Raw genomic sequence first — 24,509 nt, 5'->3', positions numbered from 1 at the left:
GCATCCAGGCCCGCCTCGGCGACTATTTCATCGCCGCCCGTATCTTCGCCGCCATCGCCTCGATCGCCTGGGGATCGCCCTTCTCATGCTCGACGAACATCAGCGGCTTGCCGGCCGCGCGGGGGATGACGTGGATGTGCAGGTGCGGCACGCTTTGGCCTACGCCGTTGTTCTGGACGATGGTAAAGCCCTCGACCCCCAGGCCGTCGACCTGGGCCTGGCCCACGCGGGCGGCCACGGCCATGATCCGCGACAGGTCCTGCGGCGAGACCTCCAGGATGTTTCGGGCCTTGGAAGTCTTGGAGATCACCAGCACATGGCCGGGCTCGGCGGGCGCGTAGTCCATGAAGGCCAGCACCTGGTCGTCCTCGTAGACCTTAGGCACGACGACCTCGCCACGCAGGATCTTGGCAAAGGGGTTGGCCTCGTCATAGGGAGCGTTCAGCGGAATCTGCGGCGTGCCCGGCTTGGCGCTCGCCGGATCGAAGCGGCCTAGCCAGCGGATCACCTCGCCCTCCAGCGCGATGCGCGCGTCGGAGAAGCTGTGGTCGGTGTCTATGTAGGTTTCGGTCAAGGCGGTGGCCTGGGCGGCCCGGACGGCGGCCGCCAGCTTGCGCATGGTCGGCGCCCTGGCATGTTCGGCGCCGATCATCAGCACGGGACGGCTGGCGATCCGGGCGCTCAGCGCTTCCAGATTCAGCTTGGCGGCGTTCGCCTCAATCTCCTTGACGAGCAACTCGGCGCTGGTCCCGGCCAGTGGAAGGGTGTCGGGCCGCATCTTGTCGGCGGCCGCCTTGCGCGCGGCGGGGCTGGTGATCTGGGCCGCGTTCTTGCCGATGTCCCAGGCGTCGATCAGTACGGTTCCGGCCACGCGCGGCTCGGCGGACGCGGCGTCAGCGGCCATGAAGCCGCCCATGCTGTGGCCGGCCACCACGATCCTGGTAGTGTCGATATGGTATTTGGCGACATTGGCTGGGTCGAACAGGAAGGCCGTGGCCGCCTCGCCGTCGACCCGGGCATTGGCGAACGAGAACTTGCCGGGGCTGCCCCACGAGCCGCGATAATTGATCTTCAGCACATTCCAGCCGGCCCGGCGCACGGCCTGCATCAGGTCGATATTGGTCTCGTTGCCGGGGAAGCCGTGCAGGAACAGCATCGTCGCATGCGGCTGATCGCCCGAGGCCAGGTACATCAGCGCGTTGACGCCCACCCCGCCCGTCGAAACGGTGAAGGCGGCCATGTCGGCCGGATGGGCCGCGTCTCGCGGCGGATCGGCGATCACCGCCTTGGGGATCGGCGGGACGCGCGGCTCGGCGTGGGCCGGCGCGGCGAGGCCGATGAGCATCAGGGCGGCGAAGCCGGCGGTGATCTGGCGTTTCATGAGGGTCCCCTGAGGCAGCGGTCTCTGTTATGCGGAAATATGGGCGCATGGCCAGTCCGCCTCGCGCTTCGCGGAGGCTCTTCCCTTTCTCCGCTAAGAGAGGGTCAATCCACCCCCGCCAGCGCCGCCCGGATGGTGTCCACCACCTGATCGACCTGCGCTTCCTCGATGATCAACGGCGGCGACAGGGCGATGATGTCGCCGGTCACCCGCACCAGAAGCCCCTGGTCGAAGGCCGTCTCGAAGGCCGCCATGGCGCGGGCCGTGGGGGCGCCCAGACGGGGCTCCAGTTCGATGCCGGCGATCAGGCCGAAGTCGCGGATGTCGATGACATGGCGGGCGTCTTTCAGCGAATGCACGGCGGCGCGCCAATAGGGTTCCATCGCCAGAGCGCGGTTGAACAGGTCCTCTTCCTGGTAGACCTCCAGCGCCGCCAGTCCTGCCGCGCAGGCCAGCGGGTGGGCCGAATAGGTGTAGCCGTGGAAGAGCTCGATGGGGGCGTCGGCGCCGTCCATCATCGCCTGGTAGATTCCTTCGGACGCGGCGACGGCGCCGGCCGGGACGGCGGCGTTGGTGAGGCCCTTGGCCATGCAGATCATGTCGGGGATCACCCCGAAGCGCTCGGCGGCGAAGGCCGCGCCGACCCGGCCAAACCCGGTGATTACCTCATCGAAGATCAGCAGGATGTCGTGCTTGTCGCAGATCGCCCGCAGGCGTTGCAGGTAGCCCTCGGGCGGGACGAGCACGCCGGTCGAGCCCGCCACGGGCTCGACGATCACGGCGGCGATGTTGCTGGCGTCATGCAGGGCGACGATCGCTTCCAAGGCGTCGGCCAACCCGGCGCCGTTCTTCGGCAGACCCTGGCTGAACAGGTTGCCCTCCACGCCATGGGTGTGCGGCAGGTGATCGACGCCGGTCAGCAAGCTTCCAAAATACATCCGGTTCTTGGGGATTCCGCCCACCGATATGCCCCCGAAGCCGACGCCGTGATAGCCGCGCTCGCGGCCGATCAGCCGGGTCTTGGTCCCCTTGCCGCGGGCGCGGTGATAGGCCAGGGCGATCTTCAGGGCGGTGTCGACCGACTCCGAGCCCGAGCCGGTGAAGAAGATGCGGTCCAGGCCCTTGGGCGTGATCTGGGCGATACGGCTGGCGAAGGCGAAGGCGGCGGGGTGGCCCATGTTGAAGCTCGGCGCATAGTCCATTTCTCCGGCCTGACGGCGAATGGCCTCGACGATCTTGGGCCGGTTGTGCCCGGCGTTGACGCACCACAGGCCCGAGGTGGCGTCGAGGATCTGGCGGCCGTCGGGGGTGTAATAGTGCATGCCCTCAGCGCGGCTCAGCAGGCGCGGATTGGCCTTGAAGCGCCGGTTGGGCGTGAACGGCATCCAGAAGGCGTCGAGGTCGTTGGCGCGGATGTCGGCCATGGCGGGTCTCCGTACAGGCTTGCCCAAGGACTTGCATTGTGATCGCAATTGCGGGTCTTCTGGCAAGGTCAATCGGGCAGGGCGCGGATGTGTCGGGGACACACACGCATTCCCCGTCGGTGTGATCGTGGCGCAGGCAGAGGAGTGCGTGTGTGTCCCCATCAGCATCACCGGCCTCGCCGAGACGTCCGCTCACCGACAGCCCCACCGTCCACGACCAGGTCTATGACTCCATCCGCCAGGCCCTGGTCACCGGCCGGATCGCGCCAGGCGTCGGGGTGTCCCTGCGCAGCCTGGCCGCCGAGCTGGGGGTCAGTCCGATGCCGGTGCGCGACGCGGTGCGTCGGCTCGTGGCCGAGCGGGCCCTTGCGATCAACCCGGCCAACAAGCGGCTTTCCGTGCCGTCCCTGACCGCCGCCCGCCTGGAACAGCTGTCCCAGGTCCGGCTGTGGATCGAGCCCGAACTGGCCGCCCGCGCCGCGTCCCAGGCCGACGCCGCCCTCATCCGGGCGCTCAAGGCCATCGACGTGCGCCTGGACGCGGCCCTCGCGGCCGGCGACGTCGACGGTTACATGACCGCCAACCACGCTTTCCACTTCGCCATCTACGAACGGGCCGAGGCGGAGGTGCTGCTGTCGATGGCGCGCGCCCTGTGGCTGCAGATCGGGCCGTTCATGCGGGTCGTGTTCGGCCGGGTCGGCACGGTCGGCCTGCCGGCCGATCGCCACGCCGAGGCCATGGACGCCCTGAAGACCGGCGACGCCGAGGCCGCCCGCCAGGCCATAGCGGCCGACCTGTCGGAAGGCATGGAAAAGATGCGCGTGGCGGTGGGCGGCTAGGGTGCTTTCTTCGTCCTGCTCACGGTGTGAAGATCACGGGGAAATGCAACCTCGCAAACCCGCCGAGGCGATGACGACCTGATCTTGACAGTCGCCTGTCCGACGCAAACTGTGATCACAGTTGAGGATCATCCGTGCCTGCATTTTCTCGATCGACGCCATGACGACTGCCTCCAGCCTCTCCCACCTCATCGAGGCCGAGGCCCAGCGCTTCACGACCGAGCATCCGCGTTCGGCGGCGATGGTGTGGTCGGCGGCCGAGGTCTGGCGCGGCGGGACGCCAATGCACTGGATGGGCGACTGGGCCAGCCCGAGCCCGATCTTCGCGGCCCAGGGCGTCGGCGCCCAGATCACCGACGTGGATGGGAAGTTGTATGATGACTTCTGCCTGGCCGACACGCCGGCGATGTTCGGCCATGGCGAACCGGCCGTGGCCCGAGCCATCGCCGATCAGGCCTTGCGCGGCGCGGGGTTCATGCTGCCCACGGCCACGGCGGTGATCGTCGGCCGGTTGCTGGCCGAGCGGTTCGGCCTGCCGCTGTGGCAGGCGGCGACCACGGCCAGCGACGCCAACCGCGCGGCCATCCGCTGGGCGCGGGCGGTGACGCAGCGGCCGGTGATCCTGGTGTTCGACGGCTGCTATCACGGCATGGTCGATGACGCCTTCGTGGTGCTGGACGGCGGCGTGCCGGTGATGAAGCCCGGCTTGGTGGGTCAGGTGCACGACCTGACAGCCACCACCCGCGTGGCGCCGTTCAACGATCTGGCCGCGCTGCAAGCCGCCCTGGCCCCAGGCGATGTGGCCGCCGTTCTGGCCGAGCCGGTGATGACCAATTGCGGGATGATCCTGCCCGACCCGGGCTTTCACGACGCGCTGCGGGCGATGACCCGCGCAGCCGGGACCTTGTTGATCCTCGACGAGACCCACACCCTCTCGACCGGCCCAGGCGGCTATAGCCGCGCCCACGGCCTGAAGCCCGACGTCTTCGTGGTCGGCAAGGCCATCGCCGGCGGGGTGCCGGCGGCGGTCTGGGGCGTGACCGCCGCGCTTTCCGACCGCATGGACGCCGCAGCCGCGCGGATCGGTCCGGGCCAGTCGGGGATCGGCACGACGTTGTCGGGCAACGCGCTGGCCTTGGCGGCCATGCGGGCCATGCTGTCCGAGGTGATGACCGACGCGGCCTATGACCGGATGCTGACCGGCGCCCAAAAGCTGGTCGAGGACCTGCGCGGCATGATCGCCGTGCGGGCCCTGCCGTGGTCGGTGGTGCAGGTTGGGGCGCGAGTCGAGCTGATCCTCGCCGAGCGTCCACCGAAAAACGCCGCCGAGATGCGCGAGACACTGGACCACGCCCTGCTGTCCGCGCTTCATCTGTGGCTGATCAATCGCGGGGTGCTGATCGCGCCCTTCCACACCATGATGCTGGTGTCGCCGATGACCGAAGACGCCGCTATCGACCGCCTGGTCGCGGCGGTCGACGGGTTCGCCGGGGCGCTGGAGGGGTTAGAGGCATGAGCGTTGCGCATTGGGGTTTTGGGATGGAGCAACGCCCGTGACGCTCCCTTCGGTCGCCGATCCACAGGAATGCCGCGACTTCCTCGCCGCCAACCCGGACGTCAAGTACGTCGAGGTGTTCTTCACCTCCATGACCGGGGTGCCGCGCGGCAAACGCCTCAGGATCCACGAACTGCAGGCGGTCTATGACTATGGCCGCTTCCTGCCCGGCTCGATCCTGGTGGTCGACACCCTGGGGGCTGACTGCGAGGAGACCGGCCTGGTCTGGGAGGACGGCGACGCCGACCGCCGGGCGAGGCCGGTCCCCGGCACGCTCACCCTGGCCCCGTGGCTCGGCCAGGACATGTGCCAGGTGATGCTGTCGCTGTACGAGCTGGATGGAACGCCCAACGACCTGGACCCGCGTCATGTGCTCAAATGCGTGCTGGACCGCTTCGCCGCCGACGGCCTGACGCCGGTCGCGGCCTGCGAGCTGGAATATTACCTGGTCGATCTGGAGCGCGGCCCGCACGGCGAGCTGCAACCGCCCAAGTCGGCCCTGACCGGCCGCCGGCCGCAGGGCATCGAGGTTTATGGCCTGCCCGAGCTGGAGGCCATCGCCCCGTTCCTGAAGGACCTGTGGGAGACCTGCGACGTGCTGGGCGTGCCGCTGGAGGGGGCGATCTCGGAGTTCGCCCCCAGCCAGGTCGAGCTGACCCTCAAGCACAAGTCCGACGCCCTGGCCTGCTGCGACGACGCCCTGCTCTACAAGCGCGCCGCCAAGGGCGTGGCCCTGAAGCACGGCTGCGAGGCCACCTTCATGGCCAAGCCCTGGGCCGACAAGGCCGGCAACGGCTTCCACGTCCATATGAGCTTCAACGACGCGGCGGGAAACAACCTGTGCGCGGCCGAGGATCCGGAGGGCTCCGAGCTGCTCAAGCACGCGATCGGCGGCATGAAGGTACTGATGGCCGACTGCATGGCCATACTGGCGCCCAACGCCAATTCCTATCGCCGCTTCAAAGCCAACAGCTATGCGCCGGTGGCCCCGACCTGGGGCGTCAACAACCGCACGGTGTCCCTACGCGTGCCGGCCGGCCCGCCGCCGACCCGGCATGTGGAACACCGCGTGGCCGGGGCCGACGGCAATCCGTATCTGGTGCTGGCCGTTCTGCTGGCCTGCGCTCACCACGGGATCACCAATCGGATCGATCCAGGCCCAGCGGTGGTCGGCGACGGCTATGCGGCGGCCGCCAAGGAAAAGATCCGCCTGCCCACCGACTGGTATGCGGCGGTCAATCTGTTCGAGGCCTCCGAAATCTTGCGCGACTATCTGGGCGCGCGGTTCGTGGAGATGTTCGTCTCGGTCAAGCGCACCGAACAGGCGCGCTTCGCCGAGGTGGTCACCCAGCTGGATTATGACTGGTATCTGCGCAACGCCTGACGGTTACGCCGAGAGTGGGGAGCGAGAGTTGCAAGGCTGGTCTCCCTTCCCCCTTGATGGGGGAAGGGCCAGGGATGGGGGTGATGCGGCGGTTCAGGACATGGCGCGATCGAGGTCGCCGCCACCGCCCTGGTCACCCCCACCCCCGACCCCTCCCCCATCAAAGGGGAGGGGGGATGTATCGAGATTGTCCGTCACCAGTCGACTTCAAAGGGGAGAGACCAAGGCCATGAGCACCAACCGCATTCATACCGGGCGAGTTTTGGGCACCCGCCGCTCGCTGCTGACCGCCATGGGCGCTGCGGCCATCGGCATTTCCTTCACCGCTTGCGGCGAGAAGCCCAAGGCCCCGACCGGTCCGGGCGGCGAGGAAGCCAAGCTGAACTTCTACAACTGGGACACCTATATCGGCGAGACGACCCTGGCCGACTTCAAGAAGACCTCGGGCGTCGACGTGAACATGAGCCTGTTCGCCACCAATGATGAGCTGTTCGCCAAGCTGAAGGCGGGCAATGCGGGCTATGACGTGATCGTGCCGTCCAACGAGTTCGTCACCCGCATGGGCCAGGCGGGCATGCTGGAGGTGCTGGACCACGCCAAGATCCCCAACCTCAAGAACATCGACACGGCCTTCCTCAATCCCGACTACGACCCGGGCCGGAAGTTCTCCATGCCCTATACTTGGCTGGTGCTGGGCATCGGCTATCGCAAGTCCAAGGTGAAGGGCGTGCCCGACAGCTGGAAGTACCTGTTCGACAGCGCTCAATATAACGGCCGCATCGCCCTGCTGTCGGAAAGCGCCGACCTGATCCGCCTGGCCGCCAAGTACAAGGGCCACAGCGTCAACAATATCCCGCCCGGGCTGGTCACCGAGATCGAGCAGATGTTGATCCGCCAAAAGCCCTATGTGAAGGCCTTCCACGACGACAACGGCCAGGACATGCTGGTGGCCGGCGATGTGGACCTGGTGCTCGAATATAATGGCGACATCGCCCAGGTGATGAAGGACGATCCGGACCTGGATTTCGTGATCCCCAAGGAGGGGTCGCTGATCAATTCCGACACCCTGTGCATCCCCAAGGGCGCGCCGCGTCCCGACAACGCCCACAGGTTCATCAACTACCTACTGGACGCCCAAGCCGGGGCCGCGATCTCCAAGACCATCCTCTATCCGACCCCGAACGCGGCGGCCAAGGCGCTGATGCCGCCGGAATATCGCGACAATCCGGTGATCTTCCCGCCCGCTGACATCATGAGCAAGTGCGAGTACGGGGCGTTCGAGGGGGCGGAAAAGGCGAGCCTGTACGAGGAAGTCATCACCCGGGTGAGGGCGGCTTAGCGGGCGTTAGGTCCACCCCCTGTGGGGGAGGCGATCGCGAAGCGATCGGAGGGGGGAGTTTTAGGGCCGTCGATCCGGGCTGTGGTCGTCGGCCTAATACTCCCCCCCTCCGTCGGCTTCGCCGACACCTCCCCCAGAGGGGGAGGACTTGGGAGAGGGACATGGAGCAAAGCTGGAAACAGGCGAAAGCCGTCTTCGCCACGGCGCTTGGCCCGCCGCTGGTGTGGCTGGTGCTGTTCTTCCTGGTGCCCCTGGCCATCGTCTGGGCCTACAGCTTTGGCCACAATGACGGCCTGACCCAGATCGCGATCACCGGCACCTTCAAGAACTACGCGCGGGCGATCGAGCCGCTGTATCTGAAGATTTTCCTGAAATCGGCCGGGGTGGCGGCTCTGACCACAGGACTGTGCCTGGTGATCGGCTTCCCCGTCGCCCTGGCCATCACCTTCGCGTCGCAGAAGGCCAAGGCCTGGCTGCTGCTGCTGATCATGCTGCCGTTCTGGACCAACCTGCTGATCCGCACCTACGCCCTGATCGCCGTGCTCCGCGATGAGGGCTATATCAACAAGGGCCTCGAAGCCGTTTGGACCCTGGCCGGCAAGGTCCTGCCCCTGGCGCCGTTCCAGCCGATTCCGATGATGCACACCAATTTCGCGGTGATCGTCGGGCTGGTTTATGTCCACCTGCCGTTCATGGTGCTGCCGCTGTATTCGGCGCTGGACCGGCTGGACAAGTCGCTGCTGGAGGCCAGCCTCGACCTGGGGGCCGGCCATATGCGGACCCTGTTCAAGGTGGTCGTGCCGCTCGCCTTGCCGGGCATCGCCTCGGGCATACTGATCACCTTCATCCCGGCGCTCGGGGCCTATCTGACCCCCGACCTGCTGGGTGGCCCCGACAGCCAGATGATCGCCAATGTCATCGAGCGCCAGTTCAAGCGCGCCAACGACTGGCCGTTCGGCGCGGCCCTGTCGTTCCTGCTGATGTACCTGACCTTCGTGGCGATCGCGGTGCAGGCGCTGCTGGGACGGAAGAAGGGGGTGAGGGCGTGAGCGTTCATCACGGCAAGTCCTCCTCCCATGGGGGAGGTGTCGGCGCAGCCGACGGAGGGGGGAGTGATCGACCATTCGCCGCCACCCCGATCCTCGATCCTAAAACTCCCCCCACCGGCCTTCGGCCGCCTCCCCCAAGGGGGGAGGACCGCGCATGAGCAAGCTCCGCAAATCCCCGCCCGGCCCGCTGGAATATCTCCGCCGCTGGCAGATGCAGGCCTGGCTCTTCGCCGTGGCCGTCTTCCTCTACGCGCCACTGCTGGCCCTGATGGCCTTCAGCTTCAATGACAGCCGGCGCAACATCGTCTGGAAGGGTTTCACACTCAAATATTACGACAAGGCCTTCCACGACTCCTCGCTGATCGAGGCCTTCGCCAATTCCCTGACCATCGCGGCCCTTTGCACGGTGTTCAGCGTGGCGCTCGGGGCCATGGTCGCCCTGGCCCTGTGGCGGTTCCGCTTTCCCGGCAAGACCGTGCTGGACGGAGCCCTGGCCCTGCCGATCGTGGTGCCCGAGATCTGCATGGGCGTGGCCATGCTGGTGTTCTTCGCCAAGGTGTTGCCCTGGCCCGTCGGCCTGCCCTGGCCGCTGAACCTAGGGGCCATCACCATCGCCCACGTGTCGTTCTCGTTCCCGTTCGTGGCCGTGGTGGTGCGCGCCCGTATGGCCAGCTTCAACCGCGAGATGGAGGAGGCGGCCCGGGATCTCGGGGCCGGCGAGTGGCGCACCATCTGGGACGTGATCCTGCCGCACATGGCCCCCGCCCTGGTGGCCGGCGCCCTGCTGGCCTTCACGCTCAGCCTGGACGACTTCGTCATCACCTTCTTCACCTCGGGGCCCGACACCGTGACCTTCCCGGTGAAGGTCTATTCGATGGTGCGGTTCTCGGTGACGCCCGAGGTCAACGCCGCCTCGACCATCCTGATCGTGCTGACCGTGCTGCTGACGGCGGTGGCGCTGAAGATGCAGGGTGATCCGGCCGGGGTGGCGGGTGGTCATGGGGACAAGCCATGATGGACGCGCGGACCAAGTCCTCTCCCTATGGGGGAGGTGGCCCGAAGGGCCGGAGGGGAGAGTTGGCGGCGCTAGCCACTCACCCCTCAGTCGCTCCGCGACAGCTCCCCCACAGGGGGAGCAATTTTCTGGCGACGCGCTCGAGGGCCTTCCGGTGATTAACCCACCCATCATCACCTTCGAGAACGTCACCAAGCGCTTCGGCAAGATGGTGGCCGTCGATAACGTCTCCCTCAGCATCCAGGAGGGCGAGTTCTTCTCGCTGCTGGGGCCGTCGGGCTGCGGCAAGACCACCCTGCTGCGGATGCTGGCCGGGTTCGACACACCGACCGAGGGGCGGATCCTGATCGACGGCCAGGATGTCAGCCTGGTGCCGCCCAACAAGCGGCCGGTGAACATGGTGTTCCAGTCCTACGCCGTGTTCCCGCACATGAGCGTGGCCGACAATGTCGCCTATGGCCTGAAGGTCGACCGGGTCAGCAAGGCCGAGCGTGACCGGCGGGTGGAGGAGGCGCTGGACTTGGTGCAACTCCACGGCCTGGCCCAGCGCCGGCCCGACCAGCTGTCGGGCGGCCAACGCCAGCGCGTCGCCCTGGCCCGCGCCCTGGTCAAGCGCCCCCGCGTGCTGCTGCTCGACGAGCCGCTGTCGGCCCTGGACGCCAAGCTGCGCGACCAGATGCGCACCGAGCTGTGCACCCTGCAGGAGAAGGTCGGCATCACCTTCATCATGGTCACCCACGACCAGGACGAGGCCCTGGCCCTGGCTACCCGCTGCGCGGTGATGAACCGCGGCGTGCTGCAGCAGGTGGCCGGTCCCAGCGACCTCTACGAGTTCCCCAACAGCCGGTTCGTGGCCGACTTCATCGGCAGCGTGAACCTGTTCGAGGGCGTGCTGGCGGTCGACGAGCCCAGCCACGCGGTGGTCCGCTCGCCGGAGCTGGACTGCGACATCTTCCTCGACCACGGGGTCACCGGCGCGCGCGGCGGCACGGTCTGGGCGGCCCTGCGGCCCGAGAAGATCGAGCTGCACAAGCGTCCTGATGGCGGGGCCCCGCCCAACATGGGCGACTGCCCGTTGGGCCAGAACGCCGTGGCGGGGGTGATCAAGCACGAGGCCTATCTGGGAGGCACGAGCGTCTACGAGGTCGAGATCAAGAGCGGCCGGCGGATCAAGGTCACCCGCCAGAACCTGACCCGCTGGGACCAGGAAGACTTCAAGCTGGGCGAAGCGGTGTGGCTCGGCTGGCACGCCTGCTCGCCGGCGGTGTTGCTCAGCTGATGCCTTTTCACACCGCTCATCCCGGCGAATGCCGGGACCCAGATGGCAGGCGGCGAGGTGGGTTCCTTGAGCGAGGCGCCTATCCAATCAACCCCAGCGCCATAGGATCTGGGTCCCGGCATTCGCCGGGATGAGCGGATTTTTTACAGATAAGAACAAGACCGGAGTACCCCCATGCCCGTCCCTATCCGCAACCACGACATCGCCGAGCTCAGGCGCCTGGACCTGGCCCACCACCTGCCGGCCCAGACCGATTACAAGCTGCAGCAGGAACTCGGCGGCAGCCGGATCATCACGCGCGCCGACGGGGTCTATATCCACGATGGCGACGGCCACCAGATCCTCGACGGCATGGCCGGGCTGTGGTGCGTCAATGTCGGCTATGGCCGGCAGGAGCTGGCCCAGGCCGCCTACGACCAGATGCTGGAGCTGCCCTACTACAACACCTTCTTCAAGACGGCCTCGCCGCCGCCGATCCGGCTGGCCGCCAAGATCGCCGAGAAGATGGGCGGCCAGCTGTCCCACGTGTTCTTCAACTCGTCGGGGTCGGAGGCCAATGACACGGTCTTCCGCCTGGCCCGCCACTATTGGAAGCTGAAGGGCCAGCCGCAGCGCAAGATCTTCATCAGCCGCTGGAACGCCTATCACGGCTCCACCGTGGCCGGCGTCTCGATGGGCGGCATGAAGCACATGCACGTGCAGGGCGACCTGCCGATCGCCGGGGTCGAGCACGTGATGCAGCCTTACGGCTTTGGCGACGGGTTCGGCGAAGACCCCGCCGCCTTCCGCGACCGGGCGGTGCGGGCCATCGAGGACAAGATCCTCGAGGTCGGCCCCGAGAACGTCGCCGCCTTCATCGGCGAGCCGGTTCAGGGGGCGGGCGGGGTGATCATTCCGCCCGACGGCTATTGGCCGGCCGTCGAGGCGGTGTGTCGCAAGTACGGCATCCTGCTGGTCTGCGACGAGGTGATCTGCGGCTTCGGGCGGCTGGGCCAGTGGTTCGGGCATCAGCACTACGGGATCAAGCCCGACATGATCGCCATGGCCAAGGGCCTGTCGTCTGGCTACCTGCCGATCAGCGCCGTGGGCGTGGCCGATTTCATCGTCGAGGAGATGCGCGAGAAGGGCGGCGACTTCATCCACGGCTTTACATACTCAGGCCATCCGACCTGCGCGGCCGTGGCCCTGAAGAACATCGAGATCATCGAGCGCGAAGGCCTGGTCGAGCGCACCCGCGATGACACGGGGCCCTACCTCGCCAAGGCCCTGGCCACCCTGAACGACCACCCGCTGGTCGGCGAGACCCGGTCGCTTGGTCTGATCGGCGCGGTCGAGATCGTCCGCGAGAAGGGGACCAACCATCGCTTCCTCGACAAGGAAGGCGAGGCCGGGCCGGTGGTCCGCGACCTGTGCATCGAGAACGGCCTGATGGTTCGCGCCATCCGCGACAGCATCGTCTGCTGCCCGCCGCTGATCATCACCCACGCGGAGATCGACGCGATGGTGGCGATCATGCGCAAGGCGCTGGACGCGGCGGAGCCGGTGCTGCGGGGATTGAAGGCGGACCCCGCGTCATAGCGTTGAAATTTTGCGGGCTAGCCAGGACATCGGCGGAATAAGGACGCTCGCCGTGACAGCCAAAGCCCAGAGCAGGATGGTGGGGATCATGGCCATGCCCCAGACGGCACCGGCGGCGTCGGCTCCGCCCTCGGGATCGCGCGGCGGCGGCCCGCCGAAGCTGGGGCTGGTGATCAGCAATCCAGCGGGCAGACTCAGCAATATGGACGCGACGATAATGACCCATCCGAAGCGCCGGACACGGCGTGCGACCAGTCAACCGGCGATGATCATGGCGATCGGCGCGATCAAGCCTAGAAAGAAGAGCGCTATGCCCAGTCCGCTCATGTCGCCGCGCCACCATTCCTCATGCCTTCGGGATCATGATCCGGGCCGGACCATCGAGTGGAGAAACGGTCAAGGCGGGGTGCAGGCAGGAAATGGGCTTGGCGGTCATTTCGCCGCGCACGCGATTTCGCAAGGCTTCAAAATATTCAGGGGTGACTGGGTACGTTGGCGCTGAAACCGCCCTTGAGCAATTCACTTCGAAGGTGCATCGGCGTCGGCTGCTGGTCTGGCGTGCCGAGCGTCTTGAGCCATTCGCGCACGCGGGCGTCGGGCACGACGCGACCGGATTTGGCATCCGCGTCGGCCGCCGTTTCGGCGAGGCGGTCGGCCTCGTCGTCGCTGTCGTCGAAGATCGTCGGTTCGGGCTCGGCCGTTGCCAAGAATAGCAAAAAACGCCCTCTGAAGCCATTGTTCTCCGACCCATTGAGCAGAGCGCGAACCTTATCCCGACTTTGGGCTGCAGCCTGGCTGTGATACTGTGAGAACATGAAAAACATCACAGTCGCCGTGGATGACGAAACCTACCGCCGCGCCCGGATCAAGGCGGCGGAGCAGGACACGTCCGTCTCCGCGCTGGTGCGGAAGTTCCTGACCGAGACGGCGGCCGGCGAAAGCGACTTCGAGCGTCGCAAGCGCCTGGAGATGGAGGCACGAGCGGAACTGGGTGATTTCGAGGCTGGACCCCTGCTGTCACGCGACGCGCTTCACGAGCGCGGTCGTTGAGGTGCCCGTCTTCTTCGACACCAACATCTTGATCTACGCGCTCAGCACCACGCCGGCGGAAAGTCGCAAGCGTCGCAGCGCGGAGGCGCTTCTGGACCGCGCGGACGGGGTCTTGTCGGTGCAGGTGCTGCAGGAGTTTTATGTCCAGATCACCAGACCTACGCGGCCCAAGCCGATGTCGCATGACCTGGCGGTGCGGTTCATCGAAGGTTGGCGGCGGCATCAGGTGGTGGCGATCACCATCGAAACCTTGTCCGACGCGCTGTCGATCAAGGGACGGTACGGTTTTTCCTACTGGGACAGCGCCGTCGTCGCCGCCGCGCGCACCGCCGGCTGTTCGGAGCTCTACACCGAGGATCTTTCCCACGACCAGATGGTCGAAGGCGTCCGCGTCATCAACCCGTTCAAGCTTAGCTAGACTTCCACACGCGCGAGGAGCGCCCCCGTGAAGTACAAAGACAAGAAATCCAAACCCGCCCCGAAAACCACGCGCGGGGTCGCCTCGCTCGACGACGCCAAGGCGTGGTTCGACCGGCAGAACATCGAGGAGATCGAGTGCGTCGTGCCCGATCTGGCCGGCGTGGCGCGGGGCAAGATCATGCCGGTGCGCAAGTTCCTGGGCACGCCGTCGATGAACCTGCCGCTGGCGGTATTCTACCAGACCATCACCGGCGACTTCCCCGAGTTCGAGGGCGAGGTCAATTCGGTCCAGGCCGACACCGACGTGATCCTCACCCCGGACCTGGCCACCCTGGCCGTGGTGCCCTGGGCCCAGGACCCGACCGCCCAGGTGATCCACGACGCCTTCCACCCCGACGGCCGGCCGGTGGAGGAAAGCCCGCGTCAGGTGTTGCGCCGGATCGTGGCCCTCTATCGCGAAAAGGGCTGGGACCCGATCGTCGCGCCGGAGATCGAGTTCTACCTCGTCGAGAAGAACACCGACCCTGACTACCCGCTGAAGCCTCCCGTGGGCCGCTCGGGCCGACCCGAGACCGGCCGCCAGGGCTATTCGATCGCGGCGGTCAACGAGTTCGACGCCCTGTTCGAGGACATGTACGAATATTCCGAGCGCCAGGGCCTGGAGATCGACACCCTGATCCACGAAAGCGGCGTGGCCCAGATGGAGATCAACCTGCGCCATGGCCATCCGCTGGAACTGGCCGACCAGGTGTTCATGTTCAAGCGCACCATCCGCGAGGTGGCGCTGGAGCACGAGATCTACGCCACCTTCATGGCGAAACCGATGGCTGCCGAGCCCGGCAGCGCCATGCACATCCACCAGTCGATCCTGGGGGCCGACGGCCAGAACCTGTTCTCGGATCCAAAGTCCGGCGAGGCCACGCCGCTGTTCTACGGCTTCATCGCCGGCCAGCAGCGCTATCTGCCGGCGATCATGGCCATACTGGCGCCCTATGTGAATTCCTATCGGCGGATCGCCCGGGAGAGCGGCGCGCCGGTCAATACCCAGTGGGGCTATGACAACCGCACCTGCGGCCTGCGCGTGCCGCCGTCCGACCCCGCCAATCGCCGGCTGGAAAACCGCATCCCCTCGTCCGACGCCAACCCCTATCTGGCCATCGCCGCAGTTCTGGCGGCGGGGTATCTGGGCATGGTCGGCAATCTGACCCCCAGCGCCCCAGTCGATACCGACGCCAATATCCGCGGCATCGAGCTGCCGCGCAGCCTGCTGGAGTCGGTGGCCCTGTTCGAGGCCGCCACCCCGCTGATCGAACTGCTGGGCGCCACCTTCTGCGCCGCCTACGCCACGGTGAAACAGGCCGAGTACGAGACCTTCATGCGCACCATCAGCCCCTGGGAGCGGGAGTTCCTGTTGCTGAATGTGTGAGGCGGTCGTCACGACCTTCTCCCAGAGGGGGAAGGAGGGGCCCGCGCCGCAGGTGTGGGAGGATGAGGGGTTACGCCGCTGGCCGGAGCGCCGGCACGCCGTCGGGCGCCCTAACCCCTCACCCTCCCATTGCTACGCAACAGGTCCCTCCCTCTCCCTCTGGGAGAGTGAGTCTTGAACACCGGCCACCCCGCCAGTTGGTACGCCGCCACGGCCAACCCCTTCCCGGCGTTGTCGGCGCTAGCGACCGACACTCGCACTGACGTCTGCGTGATCGGCGCGGGCTATACCGGCCTTGGCGCCACGTTGGAGTTGGCCACGCGGGGTGTGAGGGTCACCGTCCTGGAGGCCGCCCAGGTCGGCAGCGGCGGCAGCGGGCGCAATGGCGGCCAGGTCCATACGGGCCAGCGCAACGACCAGGCCTGGCTGGAGAAGACGGTTGGCCGCGACGATGCCCTGGGCCTATGGCGGATGAGCCAGGACGCCCGCGCCCACCTGCTGGCCCTGATCGCCACCCACCAGATCGCCTGTGACTTCACGCCGGGCATGATCCACGCCCGCCACCGCAAGGGCGGCGAGGCGCAGGACGCCGCCCACATCGCCTTCCTGCGCAAGCGCTATGGCTATGACCAACTGGCCTTGATCGACGCGCCGGACCTGGCGGCCGAACTGGGGACCGAGTTCTACCACGGGGGCTTCGTCGACCATGGCGGCGGCCACCTGCATCCGCTGAACCTGGCGTTGGGCCTGGCGCGGGCGGCGATGTCGGCCGGCGCGGTGATCCATGAGCAGACCCGCGCCACAGCCTGGCGGCGCGAAGGCGGGGCGATCGTGGTCGAGACCCCGACCGGCCGGGTCACTTGTGACCAACTGATCCTGACCGGCGACGGCTATCTGGACGGCTTGGCCGGCGGCGCGGCGATGGCGCGGGTCATGCCGATCAACAACTTCATCCTGGCCACCGAGCCGTTGGGCGCGCGGGCTGACACGATCATCCGGTCGAACGCCGCGGTCGCCGACAGCCGCTTCGTCGTCAGCTATTTCCGCAAGAGCCCCGACGGCCGGCTGATCTTCGGCGGCGGCGAAAACTACAGCCCCGGCTTCCCGTCCGATCTGAAAGCCTTCGTGCGGCGGCACATGTTGAAGGTCTATCCGGACCTGGCGGATGTGAAGGTGGACTATGCCTGGGGTGGGACCCTGGGCATCACCGTCCACCGCGCGCCTTACGTGCGCCAATTGGCGCCGGGGGTGAGGGTGGCCGCCGGCTATTCGGGGCAAGGGGTGATGCTGGCCCCTTGGTTCGGTAAGCTGCTGGCGGATGCGGCGCTGGGGGATCCGTCTGGCGTGGACCTGCTGGCGAAGCTGCCGACGCCGCCGTTTCCGGGCGGACGTCTGCTGCGGTGGCCCCTGACGGTGGCCGGGCTGAGCTGGTACGCGCTGCGGGACCGGATTTGAAGGTCCTCGAAGCGGCGCCGCCCAGCTGCTGGCGGGCGAGCCGGCCAACCTGCGGGTCACCTGGCTGGCCATCGCCCTGACCGCCCTCTTGGATGGCTTGTGGCTGGAACTGTGTCTCGACGAGACCGTCTTCAAGCCCGCCGAAGCCGGGGCCATCGCCGAACGGTTGGCGGCGGGGTGTCTAGAGCATTTTTCGAGCGAAGTGGTTCCGGTTCGCGTGAAGAAAAATGCGTCAAAACAAAAGATTAGAGCCCACGGCCTGACGCAGTCAGGTCGGGAAATGCTCTAGGGTCGTTAAATGGGGACGTGCGTATGCGCACGTCCCAGCCCCTCCACGGAGAGACGAATCTTAAGCTGCGGCCTGAGCCGTGTTGACGATGCTGCGGCCCCAGGTCGCGCGGCGGACTTCCGGCTCGGCGACGTGCACCTTGGCGGTCTTGCCCTGGGCGCGCATGTGCTTGGCCAGCAGCTCGGCGACGCCAACCGCTTCAGGCTGGCACGGATAGGAGCCGATCAGGTCGGGCGCGTCATTCCAGGTGACGTGCCAAACGCCGGAGACGGGTCGGACGAAGTAGTTGTTGTCGTCGGCCATGGGTAACTCCTGGGTCTGGCTCAATCATTAGACGTACTGTGTGCGTGTGACAGATGTATCAATGCTGCACAGCAATAACTTGTTGCATTGCACACTGCAGAAGCCGGGCCAAGAGCGCGCATGGTGAATTCTCTTGCACGATTGGGGCAGCTTGAGCGCCAGAAGCGTGGTGAGGCTTGGGTTTGGGCCTCTTTCCAAAACCCCGTGGGAGAGAGTTGCCCGGCCGTACTCCGCTGCAAACAAAAGCCCCGGACGTTCCCGTCCGGGGCTTTTGCTTCGGCGATCATCCGTCCGCTCAGCGGACGGCGACCGAGACAGGAACGGCGCGCGAGGCGACGGCGACGCTCTTGCGCTGGGTCTTGGAGAGTTGCGAGTCGGCTTGCTTGTGAACAGCGACCTTGCAGCCGGCGATCGTGAAGTTGCCGCTCGGGTTGGAGCGGGCCATGTCGCGACAGACCGTGTCGGCGGCGTCGTTCAGACGGGCGGCGAATTCTGCGGCGTGGGCCGGATTGGAGAGCTCCAGGCCGACCAGGGAGACTGTGGCGGTGGGCTGGGCGGCGTGGGCGGCTTGCAGCAGGCCCAAGGCGGGCACGGCGGCCAGCGACAGGGTGGCGACGGCGGTCAGGCTGGTGATGAACTTGCGCATTTGAGTGGTCCCTTTGGTTTGTATTCGTCCGGCGCGTCCCTGCGCCCCATGTCCAAAGGTATAGTTTCGACTTTTCATCAATACTCGTTACGTCTCATTCATGACATGTAATTAAACAAGTGTACTGGAAGTAATATTCTAAAATTCCTGTAATCTCAGGAGCGGCGCTGGCTGCTCGTCATGGTCATGCTTAACGCATGGTTAAGTCGCCGCCTTTTAGCCGCATGGCTGCGGCATATGGAGCGCCTTCACCATCCCGAAAGGTCGGCCATGGGATGGAAACGCGCTTTGGCGCGGTCCTTCAGGTCGACCGAACCTCTGTGAGGATCCTGCTATTGTCGTCACGAGTCCTGGCCGCAACATCATCGCCCTATTCCCTGGCCGCGTTCGCGGCGGTCGGCGGCGCTATTGTCGTCTGGGGCATGGTCAACGCCGTCTCGGCCGTGGGCGCGATGAACAGCGGGCTGGACGCGCCCGCGGCGGTCCCCGTCGCCGCGCCGGTCGATAAGGTTGAGCCACCGCCTCCGCCGCCGCCAGCCTTCGTGTTCGACGCCCCTCTGCCGGGCCGGACCATCAATTCGCCCTTTGGCCTGCGCCAGATGCCTTGGGAGGAAAACGGCCGCCTGCACGAGGGCGTCGATATTGCCGCCCCGGCTGGCGCGGCGGTCCACGTCGCCACCGACGGCGTCGTCCTGCGCAGCGGCGTGTCGTCCACCTACGGCCGGTTCGTGGAAGTGGTCCACAAGGACGGCTTTCACAGCTTCTACGCCCATCTGGGACGCGACGCGGGGCTAAGGCGCGGGACCTTCGTCAAGCGCGGTGCGACCGTGGCCTATGTCGGCAACAGCGGCCGCTCCACCGGCTCGCACCTGCATTTCGAACTGCGCAACAAGGCAGGCGAGCCCCTGAACCCGGCTCTGTTCATGGGCAAGACTTTCGCCGAGAAGGGCGATTTGCCGCTGAAGGCCGCCGCCAGGGTGGGTCGCAAGGTGCGCCTGGCCCAGGTGTCCAAATGGCCTGAGGGCATGAAGGCCAAGATGGCCGCCCAGATGGCGGAGAAGGAAGGCGCTTCCGAAGTTGGCGGCCAGGTCATTCGCGTCAAGGGCGGCCGGGTGCGCACGCGGATCAACGTCGTCGACGGCTAGGGCATTTTTCGAGCGAAGTGGTTCCGGTTCGCGTGAAGAAAAATGCGTCGAAACAGAAGATTAGAGCTCACGGCCTGACGCAGTCAGGTCGGGAAATGCCCTAGGGTTCAATATTACAGCCGCGTCACTCGACCGACATCGAAGCTCGGCTAGACTGCCCACATGCTCAGACACGTGGGACGCGCCCTTGCCGGATTTGCTCTTCTTCTCGTCTCGTTCGTCGCCGTGGGCGGCGTGATGGCCATGGCGGGACAGCCCTCCCCACGCGGGGCCATGACCGACATTGGCGAGGGGCGAACGCTGCGTCTGGTCTGCGAAGGTCCCGCCAGCGATCGCCCCGTGGTCTGGCTCGAGGCCGGAGCCTTCGGCTTCGCCGCCGACTGGGGCGCGACCCAGGAAGCGCTTACCGCCGCCGGCTGGCGCTCGTGCGCCTATGACCGGGCCGGCATGGGGTTCTCAGCCCCAGGCCCGGAGCCGCGCGACGGCCTCGCCATCGTCTCCGACTTCGAGAAACTGGTCGCCGCCTCGGGCGAGAAGGGGCCGTTCATTCTGGCGGGCCACTCGATGGCTGGCCTGCGGCTGCGCCAATATGCCGGCCGCAATCCCAGCCAGGTGAAGGGGCTGGTGCTGGTCGACGCCGCCACCGCCGAAGCGTCGCAGTCCAAAGCCTTGGGGACCTTCATCAAGGCCTTCGCCGAGGCGTCGCGATGGGCGGCGCGCGGCGCCTCGATGGGTCTGTTCAAGCCGCTGGTCCATACCGGCATAGCCGACAAGATCGGCCTGCCACCCACCGCCAAGGCCGAGAAGCGCTGGGCCTTCGCCAATGGCCGGCATAACCGCACGGCCGCCCAGGAGGTGGTCCTCTGGCCCGAGGCGGCGGTCCAGGCGGCGGCCGTGGCGCCTTATGATCCTGAGTGGCCGGTGGCGGTGGTGACCGCCGGTCCCCTGAAGGGCCGCGAGTTCTGGAAAGCGCTGCAAGCCGCTCCGGCCCAGGCGTCGAAGCATGGCTATGTGGATCATGTGGAAGCCGCGACCCACACACGGCTGCTGGGCGAGACCTTTGCCGGGCACATTGTCAAGGCGGTGGAATTCGTGGGGGAACACTAAGTCCTCCCCCCGTGGGGCAGGTGTCGGCGCAGCCGACGGAGGGGGAATGGTCGGCGACGGCCACAACCCGGAGCGACCTCCTAAGACTCCCCCCACCGATCGCTTTGCGATCGCCTCCCCCACAGAGGAAGGACCAAGCAAAGAAAAGCCCGCGTGGATCGCTCCACGCGGGCTTTTGCTTCGTCGCCGTGAGGGCGTGGTCTACCGAGCGCCGACCGGCTTCTTCGGCATCGGGATCAAGCCTTCGCGCTGGGCGCGCTTGCGGGCCAGCTTGCGAGCGCGACGGACGGCTTCGGCCTTTTGACGGGCGCGCTTTTCCGACGGCTTCTCATAGTGCACGTGCCGCTTCATTTCGCGGAACGAGCCTTCGCGTTGCATCTTCTTCTTCAGGGCCTTGAGGGCCTGATCGACGTTGTTGTCGCGGACGAAAATCTGGACCAGGGGTCTCTCTCCATTCGACGGCCCGACCAATGTCCCGAGTCCCTCTCAGGGGCCGGGCGGGCGAACAAAACCTGATAAACCCGGAAGGGGGGCTTCCGGGAAACGAGGGGCGGCTGATAGCAGAGGGATGGGGCTCTGTCCATCGCGACGCGGCCTAAACTCCCGTATAGACTCGGATTCATGAGCGACACCGCGGACTGGTCCGATATCACCGAGCAACGCGTGCTGGACGAGGCCCTGCGCCTGGCCCCGCGCCTGGGCTGGAACGCTGGCATGGCCAAGGCCGCCGCCATGGCCGCCGGCCTCAATGCCGGGGAGGCGCAACTCCTTTTGCCGCAAGGCCCCAAGGACCTGGCCGCCCTGCTGTCGCGCCGCCACGACAAGGCCGCCCTGGCGTCGCTGAGCGCCCTGGACCCGGCGTCCCTGAAGATTCGCGACAAGATCCGCCGGGGCGTCGTGGCGCGACTGGACGCTGCGGTCGGCGACGCCGGGGCCTTGCGAAAACTGGCCGCCTTCCTGGCCTTTCCGACCAACATGCCCCTCGCCATGACCCTGGTCTGGGAGAGCGCCGACGTGCTGTGGCGCTGGGCGGGCGACACGGCGACCGACGAGAATCACTATTCCAAGCGCGCGATCCTGTCGGGGATCCTGGTCTCGACCCTGGCGGTCGACATGGCGTCGGGCCGCGAGTCGGCGCTGCAGCACCTGGACGCGAGAATCGACAACGTCATGGCCTTCGAGAAGTGGAAGGCCGGCGTCAAGCCGATGAACCTGATGGCCGAGGTGGCGGGGGCCTTGGCGCGGATGAGATACGGGCGGGGGTAGAAGTCCTCCCCCTGTGGGGGAGGTGTCGGCGAAGCCGACGGAGGGGGGAGGGTTCGGGAGACGACCACAACTCGGATCGACGACCTCAATACTCCCCCCACCGATCGCTCCGCGATCGCCTCCCCCACAGGGGGAGGACCCTCTAGCTCGGTCCGCCCAGCGCCATCTCCACCGCCGCCTGCGCATGCAGCGCCGTCGTGTCGAACAACGGAACGCTGCTGTCGGTCTGCGAGACCAACAGCATGATCTCCGTGCAGCCCAGGATCACCGCCTGCGCTCCACGCTCCACCAACCGTGCGATCACCGCGCGATAGACTTCGCGGGAGGCGTCCAGCACCTGACCGGTCACCAGCTCGCGATAGATGATGTCGTGCACTGCGGCGCGGTCCTCGACCTCGGGGATCAGCACCTCCAGGCCGAACCTGTCGGCCAGCCGGCCGCGATAGAAGTCCTGCTCCATGGTGAAGGCCGTGCCCAGCAGGCCAACCCGCGTCAGGCCCGCCGCCTGGATCGCCTGGGCCGTTGGATCAGCGATATGCAGCAGCGGGATCTTGACCGCCGCGTCGATGGCCCAAGCGCAGCGGTGCATGGTGTTGGTGCATAGCACCAGGAAGTCGGCCCCGCCGCACTCCAGCGCCTGGGCGGCCACCACCAGCTCGCCGGCCAGGGCGCCCCAGTCGCCGACGTGCTGCAGGGCCTCGATCTCCGCAAAGTCAAACGACCACATCAGGCTGCGGGCCGAGGCCACCCCGCCGACGCGATCGCGAACGCCCTCGTTGATCAGCCGATAGTACTGGGCCGAGCTTTCCCAGCTCAGGCCGCCGATCAGGCCGATGAGCGCTTGCTCGACCATGACCTAGTCCCTCAAACCGCGCAGCCGGTTCACGTGCCCCATCTTTCGACCCGGCCGGGCTTCGCCCTTGCCGTAGAGATGGACGCGGGTCTCGGGCTCGGCGGCCAGCTTGGCCCAGGCGTCGACCTCGGGGCCAAGCAGGTTGGTCATCTCGACATGGGCGCGGGCGGCGGTGGGGCCCAGCGGCCAGCCGGCGACGGCGCGGATGTGCTGCTCGAATTGGTCGACCTCGCAGCCGTCCTGGGTCCAGTGGCCGGTATTGTGCACCCGGGGGGCGAACTCGTTGACCAGCAGCTTGCCGCCGGCCAGCTCGAACAACTCCACCCCGATCACGCCCACATAGTCCAGCGCGGTCAGGATCTTGATGACGATGGTCTCGGCCTGGTCGCGGGTGGCGTCGGTGACCTTGGCTGGGGCGCTGGTGCGGCGCAGGACGCCGCCTTCGTGGTGGTTGTCGGCGAGGGGATAACAGGCGATCTCGCCGTTGCGGCTGCGCGCGGCGATCACCGACAGCTCGCGCACGAAGTCTGCGGGAGCCTCGAGGATGGCCGGCTTGGCGCCGATCTTCTCGAAGCTGGCGGCGGCGTCGCTGGGGCGCTGGATCCAGGCCTGGCCCTTGCCGTCATAGCCCTCGCGGCGGGTCTTCAGCAGCGACGGGGCGCCGATGCGCGCCACGGCGGCGGTCAGGTCTTCGGCGGTCTCGACCGACGCGAAGGCCACGGTGGGAACGCCGATCTCGGCCAGGAAGCTCTTTTCGACCACCCGGTCCTGGGCGGCGGCCAACGCCTTGGCGCCGGGGGCGACCAGCACGCCCAGGGCGGTGAGTTCGGCGACGGTGTCGGCCGGGACGTTCTCGAACTCGTAGGTGACCACGTCGCAGGCCTCGGCCAGGCGTTTCAGCGCCCAGCGGTCGTCATAGGCGGCGACGATCTGGCGGGCGGCGACCCGGCCGGCGGGGCTGTTTTCCTCGGGATCGAGGATCACCACGTCGAAGCCCAGCCGCGCGGCGGCCAGTGCCAGCATGCGGCCCAGCTGCCCGCCGCCCAGGATGCCGAGGGTGGAGCCGGGGGGGAGGGGAGCCGTCATCAGTCTTCCACGCTTTCCACCACATCCTCGGTCTGCGCGTCGCGAAACGCTTGCAGGCGCTGGCTGAGCGCCGGGTCCGACAGCGCCAGGATCTGCGCCGCCAGCAGGCCGGCGTTCCTGGCCCCCGCCTCGCCGATCGCCAGGGTCGCCACCGGTACGCCGCCGGGCATCTGTACGATGGAGAGCAGGGAATCCAGACCGTTCAAGGCCTTCGACTGCACCGGCACGCCCAGCACCGGCAGGATCGTCATCGCTGCAACCATGCCCGGCAAATGAGCAGCGCCGCCGGCCCCGGCGATGATCACCTTGTATCCGGCGTCTTGCGCGCCCGTCGAGAACGCGACCAGGCGCTGGGGGGTGCGGTGGGCCGAAACCACCTTGGCCTCATAGGCCACGCCCAGGGCGTCGAGCGCGTCGGCCGCCTTCCTCATCGTCGGCCAGTCCGAGCGGCTGCCCATGACAATGACCACGGGGGGGGCGACGGGTGGCGTGGTCGTGGGCATCGGCGATGATTTCCCTGGGCGGGCGAAGGGGCGTCATGACCCCTGAATCGCGGGCCTTATAGCCGCTGGCGCCCCGCCTCCAAAGCGCCATCTCGTCGGAAAACCTCAGGTGGGCCG

General features: G+C 67.0%; 26 protein-coding genes. 17 read left to right on the top strand and 9 right to left on the bottom strand.

Going from position 1 to position 24,509, the window contains the following annotated elements; translation table 11 throughout:
- Positions 1-22: 22 nt before the first annotated feature.
- Positions 23-1,381 carry an alpha/beta fold hydrolase gene (locus ACP7AG_RS14215; protein WP_426031610.1) on the bottom strand — a complete coding sequence of 453 codons (1,359 nt, stop codon included), beginning with the start codon at positions 1,379-1,381 and terminating at the stop codon, positions 23-25.
- A gap of 104 nt (positions 1,382-1,485) precedes the next feature.
- Positions 1,486-2,805 (bottom strand): aspartate aminotransferase family protein, encoded by a 1,320-nt coding sequence (locus tag ACP7AG_RS14210; protein ID WP_426031608.1) that lies wholly within the window; start codon positions 2,803-2,805, stop codon positions 1,486-1,488.
- A 152-nt stretch (positions 2,806-2,957) separates the two neighbouring features.
- Here ACP7AG_RS14210 and ACP7AG_RS14205 point away from each other — a divergent pair, with 152 nt between their 5' ends.
- From ACP7AG_RS14205 to ACP7AG_RS14165, 9 genes are all read left to right on the top strand, one after another.
- Complete coding sequence (locus tag ACP7AG_RS14205; RefSeq protein ID WP_426031606.1) at positions 2,958-3,644, top strand: GntR family transcriptional regulator; 687 nt, start codon at positions 2,958-2,960, stop codon at positions 3,642-3,644.
- Between the two features lie 160 nt (positions 3,645-3,804).
- The gene (locus ACP7AG_RS14200) at positions 3,805-5,160 is read left to right on the top strand and encodes an aspartate aminotransferase family protein (RefSeq protein ID WP_426031604.1); all 1,356 of its coding nucleotides are present in this window, start codon (positions 3,805-3,807) and stop codon (positions 5,158-5,160) included.
- Between the two features lie 37 nt (positions 5,161-5,197).
- Complete coding sequence (locus tag ACP7AG_RS14195) at positions 5,198-6,583, top strand: glutamine synthetase family protein (protein ID WP_426031602.1); 1,386 nt, start codon at positions 5,198-5,200, stop codon at positions 6,581-6,583.
- A 229-nt stretch (positions 6,584-6,812) separates the two neighbouring features.
- Entirely contained in the window at positions 6,813-7,922 is a 1,110-nt protein-coding gene (locus ACP7AG_RS14190) for an ABC transporter substrate-binding protein (RefSeq protein ID WP_426031600.1), read from the top strand.
- Between the two features lie 161 nt (positions 7,923-8,083).
- Complete coding sequence (locus ACP7AG_RS14185; protein WP_426014680.1) at positions 8,084-8,971, top strand: ABC transporter permease; 888 nt, start codon at positions 8,084-8,086, stop codon at positions 8,969-8,971.
- Positions 8,972-9,125: 154 nt separating this feature from the next.
- Positions 9,126-9,986 (top strand): ABC transporter permease, encoded by an 861-nt coding sequence (locus tag ACP7AG_RS14180; protein WP_426014682.1) that lies wholly within the window; start codon positions 9,126-9,128, stop codon positions 9,984-9,986.
- Between the two features lie 208 nt (positions 9,987-10,194).
- Complete coding sequence (locus ACP7AG_RS14175; RefSeq protein WP_426014760.1) at positions 10,195-11,265, top strand: ABC transporter ATP-binding protein; 1,071 nt, start codon at positions 10,195-10,197, stop codon at positions 11,263-11,265.
- Positions 11,266-11,439: 174 nt separating this feature from the next.
- Entirely contained in the window at positions 11,440-12,843 is a 1,404-nt protein-coding gene (locus ACP7AG_RS14170) for an aspartate aminotransferase family protein (RefSeq protein WP_426031598.1), read from the top strand.
- Between the two features lie 52 nt (positions 12,844-12,895).
- A complete protein-coding gene (locus ACP7AG_RS14165; protein WP_426031596.1) occupies positions 12,896-13,345 on the top strand; it encodes a hypothetical protein in 450 nt (149 codons plus the stop codon).
- Here the strand turns inward: ACP7AG_RS14165 and ACP7AG_RS14160 are convergent.
- Positions 13,317-13,667, bottom strand: a complete 351-nt coding sequence (locus ACP7AG_RS14160) for a hypothetical protein (protein ID WP_426031594.1) — start codon at positions 13,665-13,667, stop codon at positions 13,317-13,319. The two genes, ACP7AG_RS14165 and ACP7AG_RS14160, sit on opposite strands and share 29 nt — an antisense overlap.
- On the opposite strand from ACP7AG_RS14160, the gene ACP7AG_RS14155 reads away from it, so the two are divergent.
- From ACP7AG_RS14155 to ACP7AG_RS14135, 5 genes are all read left to right on the top strand, one after another.
- The gene (locus tag ACP7AG_RS14155) at positions 13,657-13,893 is read left to right on the top strand and encodes a hypothetical protein (RefSeq protein ID WP_426014690.1); all 237 of its coding nucleotides are present in this window, start codon (positions 13,657-13,659) and stop codon (positions 13,891-13,893) included. The two genes, ACP7AG_RS14160 and ACP7AG_RS14155, sit on opposite strands and share 11 nt — an antisense overlap.
- Position 13,894: 1 nt before the next feature.
- On the top strand, positions 13,895-14,311 hold the full coding sequence (locus tag ACP7AG_RS14150; protein WP_426031592.1) for a PIN domain-containing protein: 417 nt from the start codon (positions 13,895-13,897) through the stop codon (positions 14,309-14,311).
- 27 nt (positions 14,312-14,338) lie between these two features.
- The gene (locus tag ACP7AG_RS14145) at positions 14,339-15,739 is read left to right on the top strand and encodes a glutamine synthetase family protein (protein WP_426014694.1); all 1,401 of its coding nucleotides are present in this window, start codon (positions 14,339-14,341) and stop codon (positions 15,737-15,739) included.
- 174 nt (positions 15,740-15,913) lie between these two features.
- Positions 15,914-17,194, top strand: a complete 1,281-nt coding sequence (locus tag ACP7AG_RS14140; RefSeq protein ID WP_426014696.1) for an NAD(P)/FAD-dependent oxidoreductase — start codon at positions 15,914-15,916, stop codon at positions 17,192-17,194.
- 25 nt (positions 17,195-17,219) lie between these two features.
- Entirely contained in the window at positions 17,220-17,483 is a 264-nt protein-coding gene (locus ACP7AG_RS14135; RefSeq protein ID WP_426031631.1) for a TetR family transcriptional regulator C-terminal domain-containing protein, read from the top strand.
- A gap of 60 nt (positions 17,484-17,543) precedes the next feature.
- Here ACP7AG_RS14135 and ACP7AG_RS14130 read toward each other — a convergent pair whose 3' ends face one another.
- Together ACP7AG_RS14130 and ACP7AG_RS14125 are read right to left on the bottom strand one after the other, a co-directional pair.
- A complete protein-coding gene (locus ACP7AG_RS14130; RefSeq protein ID WP_426014697.1) occupies positions 17,544-17,786 on the bottom strand; it encodes a hypothetical protein in 243 nt (80 codons plus the stop codon).
- Positions 17,787-18,081: 295 nt separating this feature from the next.
- Complete coding sequence (locus tag ACP7AG_RS14125; RefSeq protein ID WP_426014699.1) at positions 18,082-18,432, bottom strand: UrcA family protein; 351 nt, start codon at positions 18,430-18,432, stop codon at positions 18,082-18,084.
- A 335-nt stretch (positions 18,433-18,767) separates the two neighbouring features.
- On the opposite strand from ACP7AG_RS14125, the gene ACP7AG_RS14120 reads away from it, so the two are divergent.
- Positions 18,768-19,577, top strand: coding sequence for a M23 family metallopeptidase (locus tag ACP7AG_RS14120; RefSeq protein WP_426014700.1), 810 nt, complete (start codon positions 18,768-18,770; stop codon positions 19,575-19,577).
- 162 nt (positions 19,578-19,739) lie between these two features.
- Entirely contained in the window at positions 19,740-20,684 is a 945-nt protein-coding gene (locus ACP7AG_RS14115) for an alpha/beta fold hydrolase (protein ID WP_426031590.1), read from the top strand.
- A gap of 201 nt (positions 20,685-20,885) precedes the next feature.
- On the opposite strand, the gene rpsU is transcribed toward ACP7AG_RS14115, so the two are convergent.
- The gene (rpsU, locus tag ACP7AG_RS14110; protein ID WP_085953736.1) at positions 20,886-21,125 is read right to left on the bottom strand and encodes a 30S ribosomal protein S21; all 240 of its coding nucleotides are present in this window, start codon (positions 21,123-21,125) and stop codon (positions 20,886-20,888) included.
- A 180-nt stretch (positions 21,126-21,305) separates the two neighbouring features.
- Between rpsU and ACP7AG_RS14105 the strand changes: the two genes are divergently transcribed.
- Positions 21,306-21,950 carry a COQ9 family protein gene (locus ACP7AG_RS14105; protein ID WP_426031588.1) on the top strand — a complete coding sequence of 215 codons (645 nt, stop codon included), beginning with the start codon at positions 21,306-21,308 and terminating at the stop codon, positions 21,948-21,950.
- Positions 21,951-22,092: 142 nt separating this feature from the next.
- On the opposite strand, the gene ACP7AG_RS14100 is transcribed toward ACP7AG_RS14105, so the two are convergent.
- From ACP7AG_RS14100 to purE, 3 genes are read right to left on the bottom strand one after another with little or no spacing between them, the layout of a single operon-like run.
- Positions 22,093-22,803: an aspartate/glutamate racemase family protein gene (locus ACP7AG_RS14100; protein ID WP_426031586.1), complete on the bottom strand. Its 711-nt coding sequence runs from the start codon at positions 22,801-22,803 to the stop codon at positions 22,093-22,095.
- A gap of 3 nt (positions 22,804-22,806) precedes the next feature.
- Positions 22,807-23,889, bottom strand: coding sequence for a 5-(carboxyamino)imidazole ribonucleotide synthase (locus ACP7AG_RS14095; protein ID WP_426031584.1), 1,083 nt, complete (start codon positions 23,887-23,889; stop codon positions 22,807-22,809).
- Positions 23,889-24,392, bottom strand: a complete 504-nt coding sequence (gene purE / locus ACP7AG_RS14090; protein ID WP_426031582.1) for a 5-(carboxyamino)imidazole ribonucleotide mutase — start codon at positions 24,390-24,392, stop codon at positions 23,889-23,891. The genes ACP7AG_RS14095 and purE overlap by 1 nt, the downstream gene beginning before the upstream one ends.
- Between the last annotated feature and the right edge of the window lie 117 nt (positions 24,393-24,509).

Source organism: Caulobacter sp. DWP3-1-3b2, assembly GCF_049896325.1.
Taxonomy (GTDB): Bacteria; Pseudomonadota; Alphaproteobacteria; order Caulobacterales; family Caulobacteraceae; genus Caulobacter.
The sequence above is the reverse complement of the archived record's forward strand: the minus strand, read 5'-3'. Positions and strand labels throughout refer to the sequence as shown.

What these genes read in the sequence shown, in the direction of transcription:
- ACP7AG_RS14215 (WP_426031610.1), bottom strand. Translation starts at nt 1,381, where the DNA reads ATGAAACGCCAGATCACCGCCGGCTTCGCCGCCCTGATGCTCATCGGC.
- purE (WP_426031582.1), bottom strand. Translation starts at nt 24,392, where the DNA reads ATGCCCACGACCACGCCACCCGTCGCCCCCCCCGTGGTCATTGTCATG.
- ACP7AG_RS14210 (WP_426031608.1), bottom strand. Translation starts at nt 2,805, where the DNA reads ATGGCCGACATCCGCGCCAACGACCTCGACGCCTTCTGGATGCCGTTC.
- ACP7AG_RS14170 (WP_426031598.1), top strand. Translation starts at nt 11,440, where the DNA reads ATGCCCGTCCCTATCCGCAACCACGACATCGCCGAGCTCAGGCGCCTG.
- ACP7AG_RS14200 (WP_426031604.1), top strand. Translation starts at nt 3,805, where the DNA reads ATGACGACTGCCTCCAGCCTCTCCCACCTCATCGAGGCCGAGGCCCAG.
- ACP7AG_RS14095 (WP_426031584.1), bottom strand. Translation starts at nt 23,889, where the DNA reads ATGACGGCTCCCCTCCCCCCCGGCTCCACCCTCGGCATCCTGGGCGGC.
- ACP7AG_RS14190 (WP_426031600.1), top strand. Translation starts at nt 6,813, where the DNA reads ATGAGCACCAACCGCATTCATACCGGGCGAGTTTTGGGCACCCGCCGC.
- ACP7AG_RS14125 (WP_426014699.1), bottom strand. Translation starts at nt 18,432, where the DNA reads ATGCGCAAGTTCATCACCAGCCTGACCGCCGTCGCCACCCTGTCGCTG.
- ACP7AG_RS14100 (WP_426031586.1), bottom strand. Translation starts at nt 22,803, where the DNA reads ATGGTCGAGCAAGCGCTCATCGGCCTGATCGGCGGCCTGAGCTGGGAA.
- ACP7AG_RS14185 (WP_426014680.1), top strand. Translation starts at nt 8,084, where the DNA reads ATGGAGCAAAGCTGGAAACAGGCGAAAGCCGTCTTCGCCACGGCGCTT.
- ACP7AG_RS14115 (WP_426031590.1), top strand. Translation starts at nt 19,740, where the DNA reads ATGCTCAGACACGTGGGACGCGCCCTTGCCGGATTTGCTCTTCTTCTC.
- ACP7AG_RS14105 (WP_426031588.1), top strand. Translation starts at nt 21,306, where the DNA reads ATGAGCGACACCGCGGACTGGTCCGATATCACCGAGCAACGCGTGCTG.
- ACP7AG_RS14155 (WP_426014690.1), top strand. Translation starts at nt 13,657, where the DNA reads ATGAAAAACATCACAGTCGCCGTGGATGACGAAACCTACCGCCGCGCC.
- ACP7AG_RS14175 (WP_426014760.1), top strand. Translation starts at nt 10,195, where the DNA reads ATGGTGGCCGTCGATAACGTCTCCCTCAGCATCCAGGAGGGCGAGTTC.
- ACP7AG_RS14160 (WP_426031594.1), bottom strand. Translation starts at nt 13,667, where the DNA reads ATGTTTTTCATGTTCTCACAGTATCACAGCCAGGCTGCAGCCCAAAGT.
- ACP7AG_RS14180 (WP_426014682.1), top strand. Translation starts at nt 9,126, where the DNA reads ATGAGCAAGCTCCGCAAATCCCCGCCCGGCCCGCTGGAATATCTCCGC.
- ACP7AG_RS14130 (WP_426014697.1), bottom strand. Translation starts at nt 17,786, where the DNA reads ATGGCCGACGACAACAACTACTTCGTCCGACCCGTCTCCGGCGTTTGG.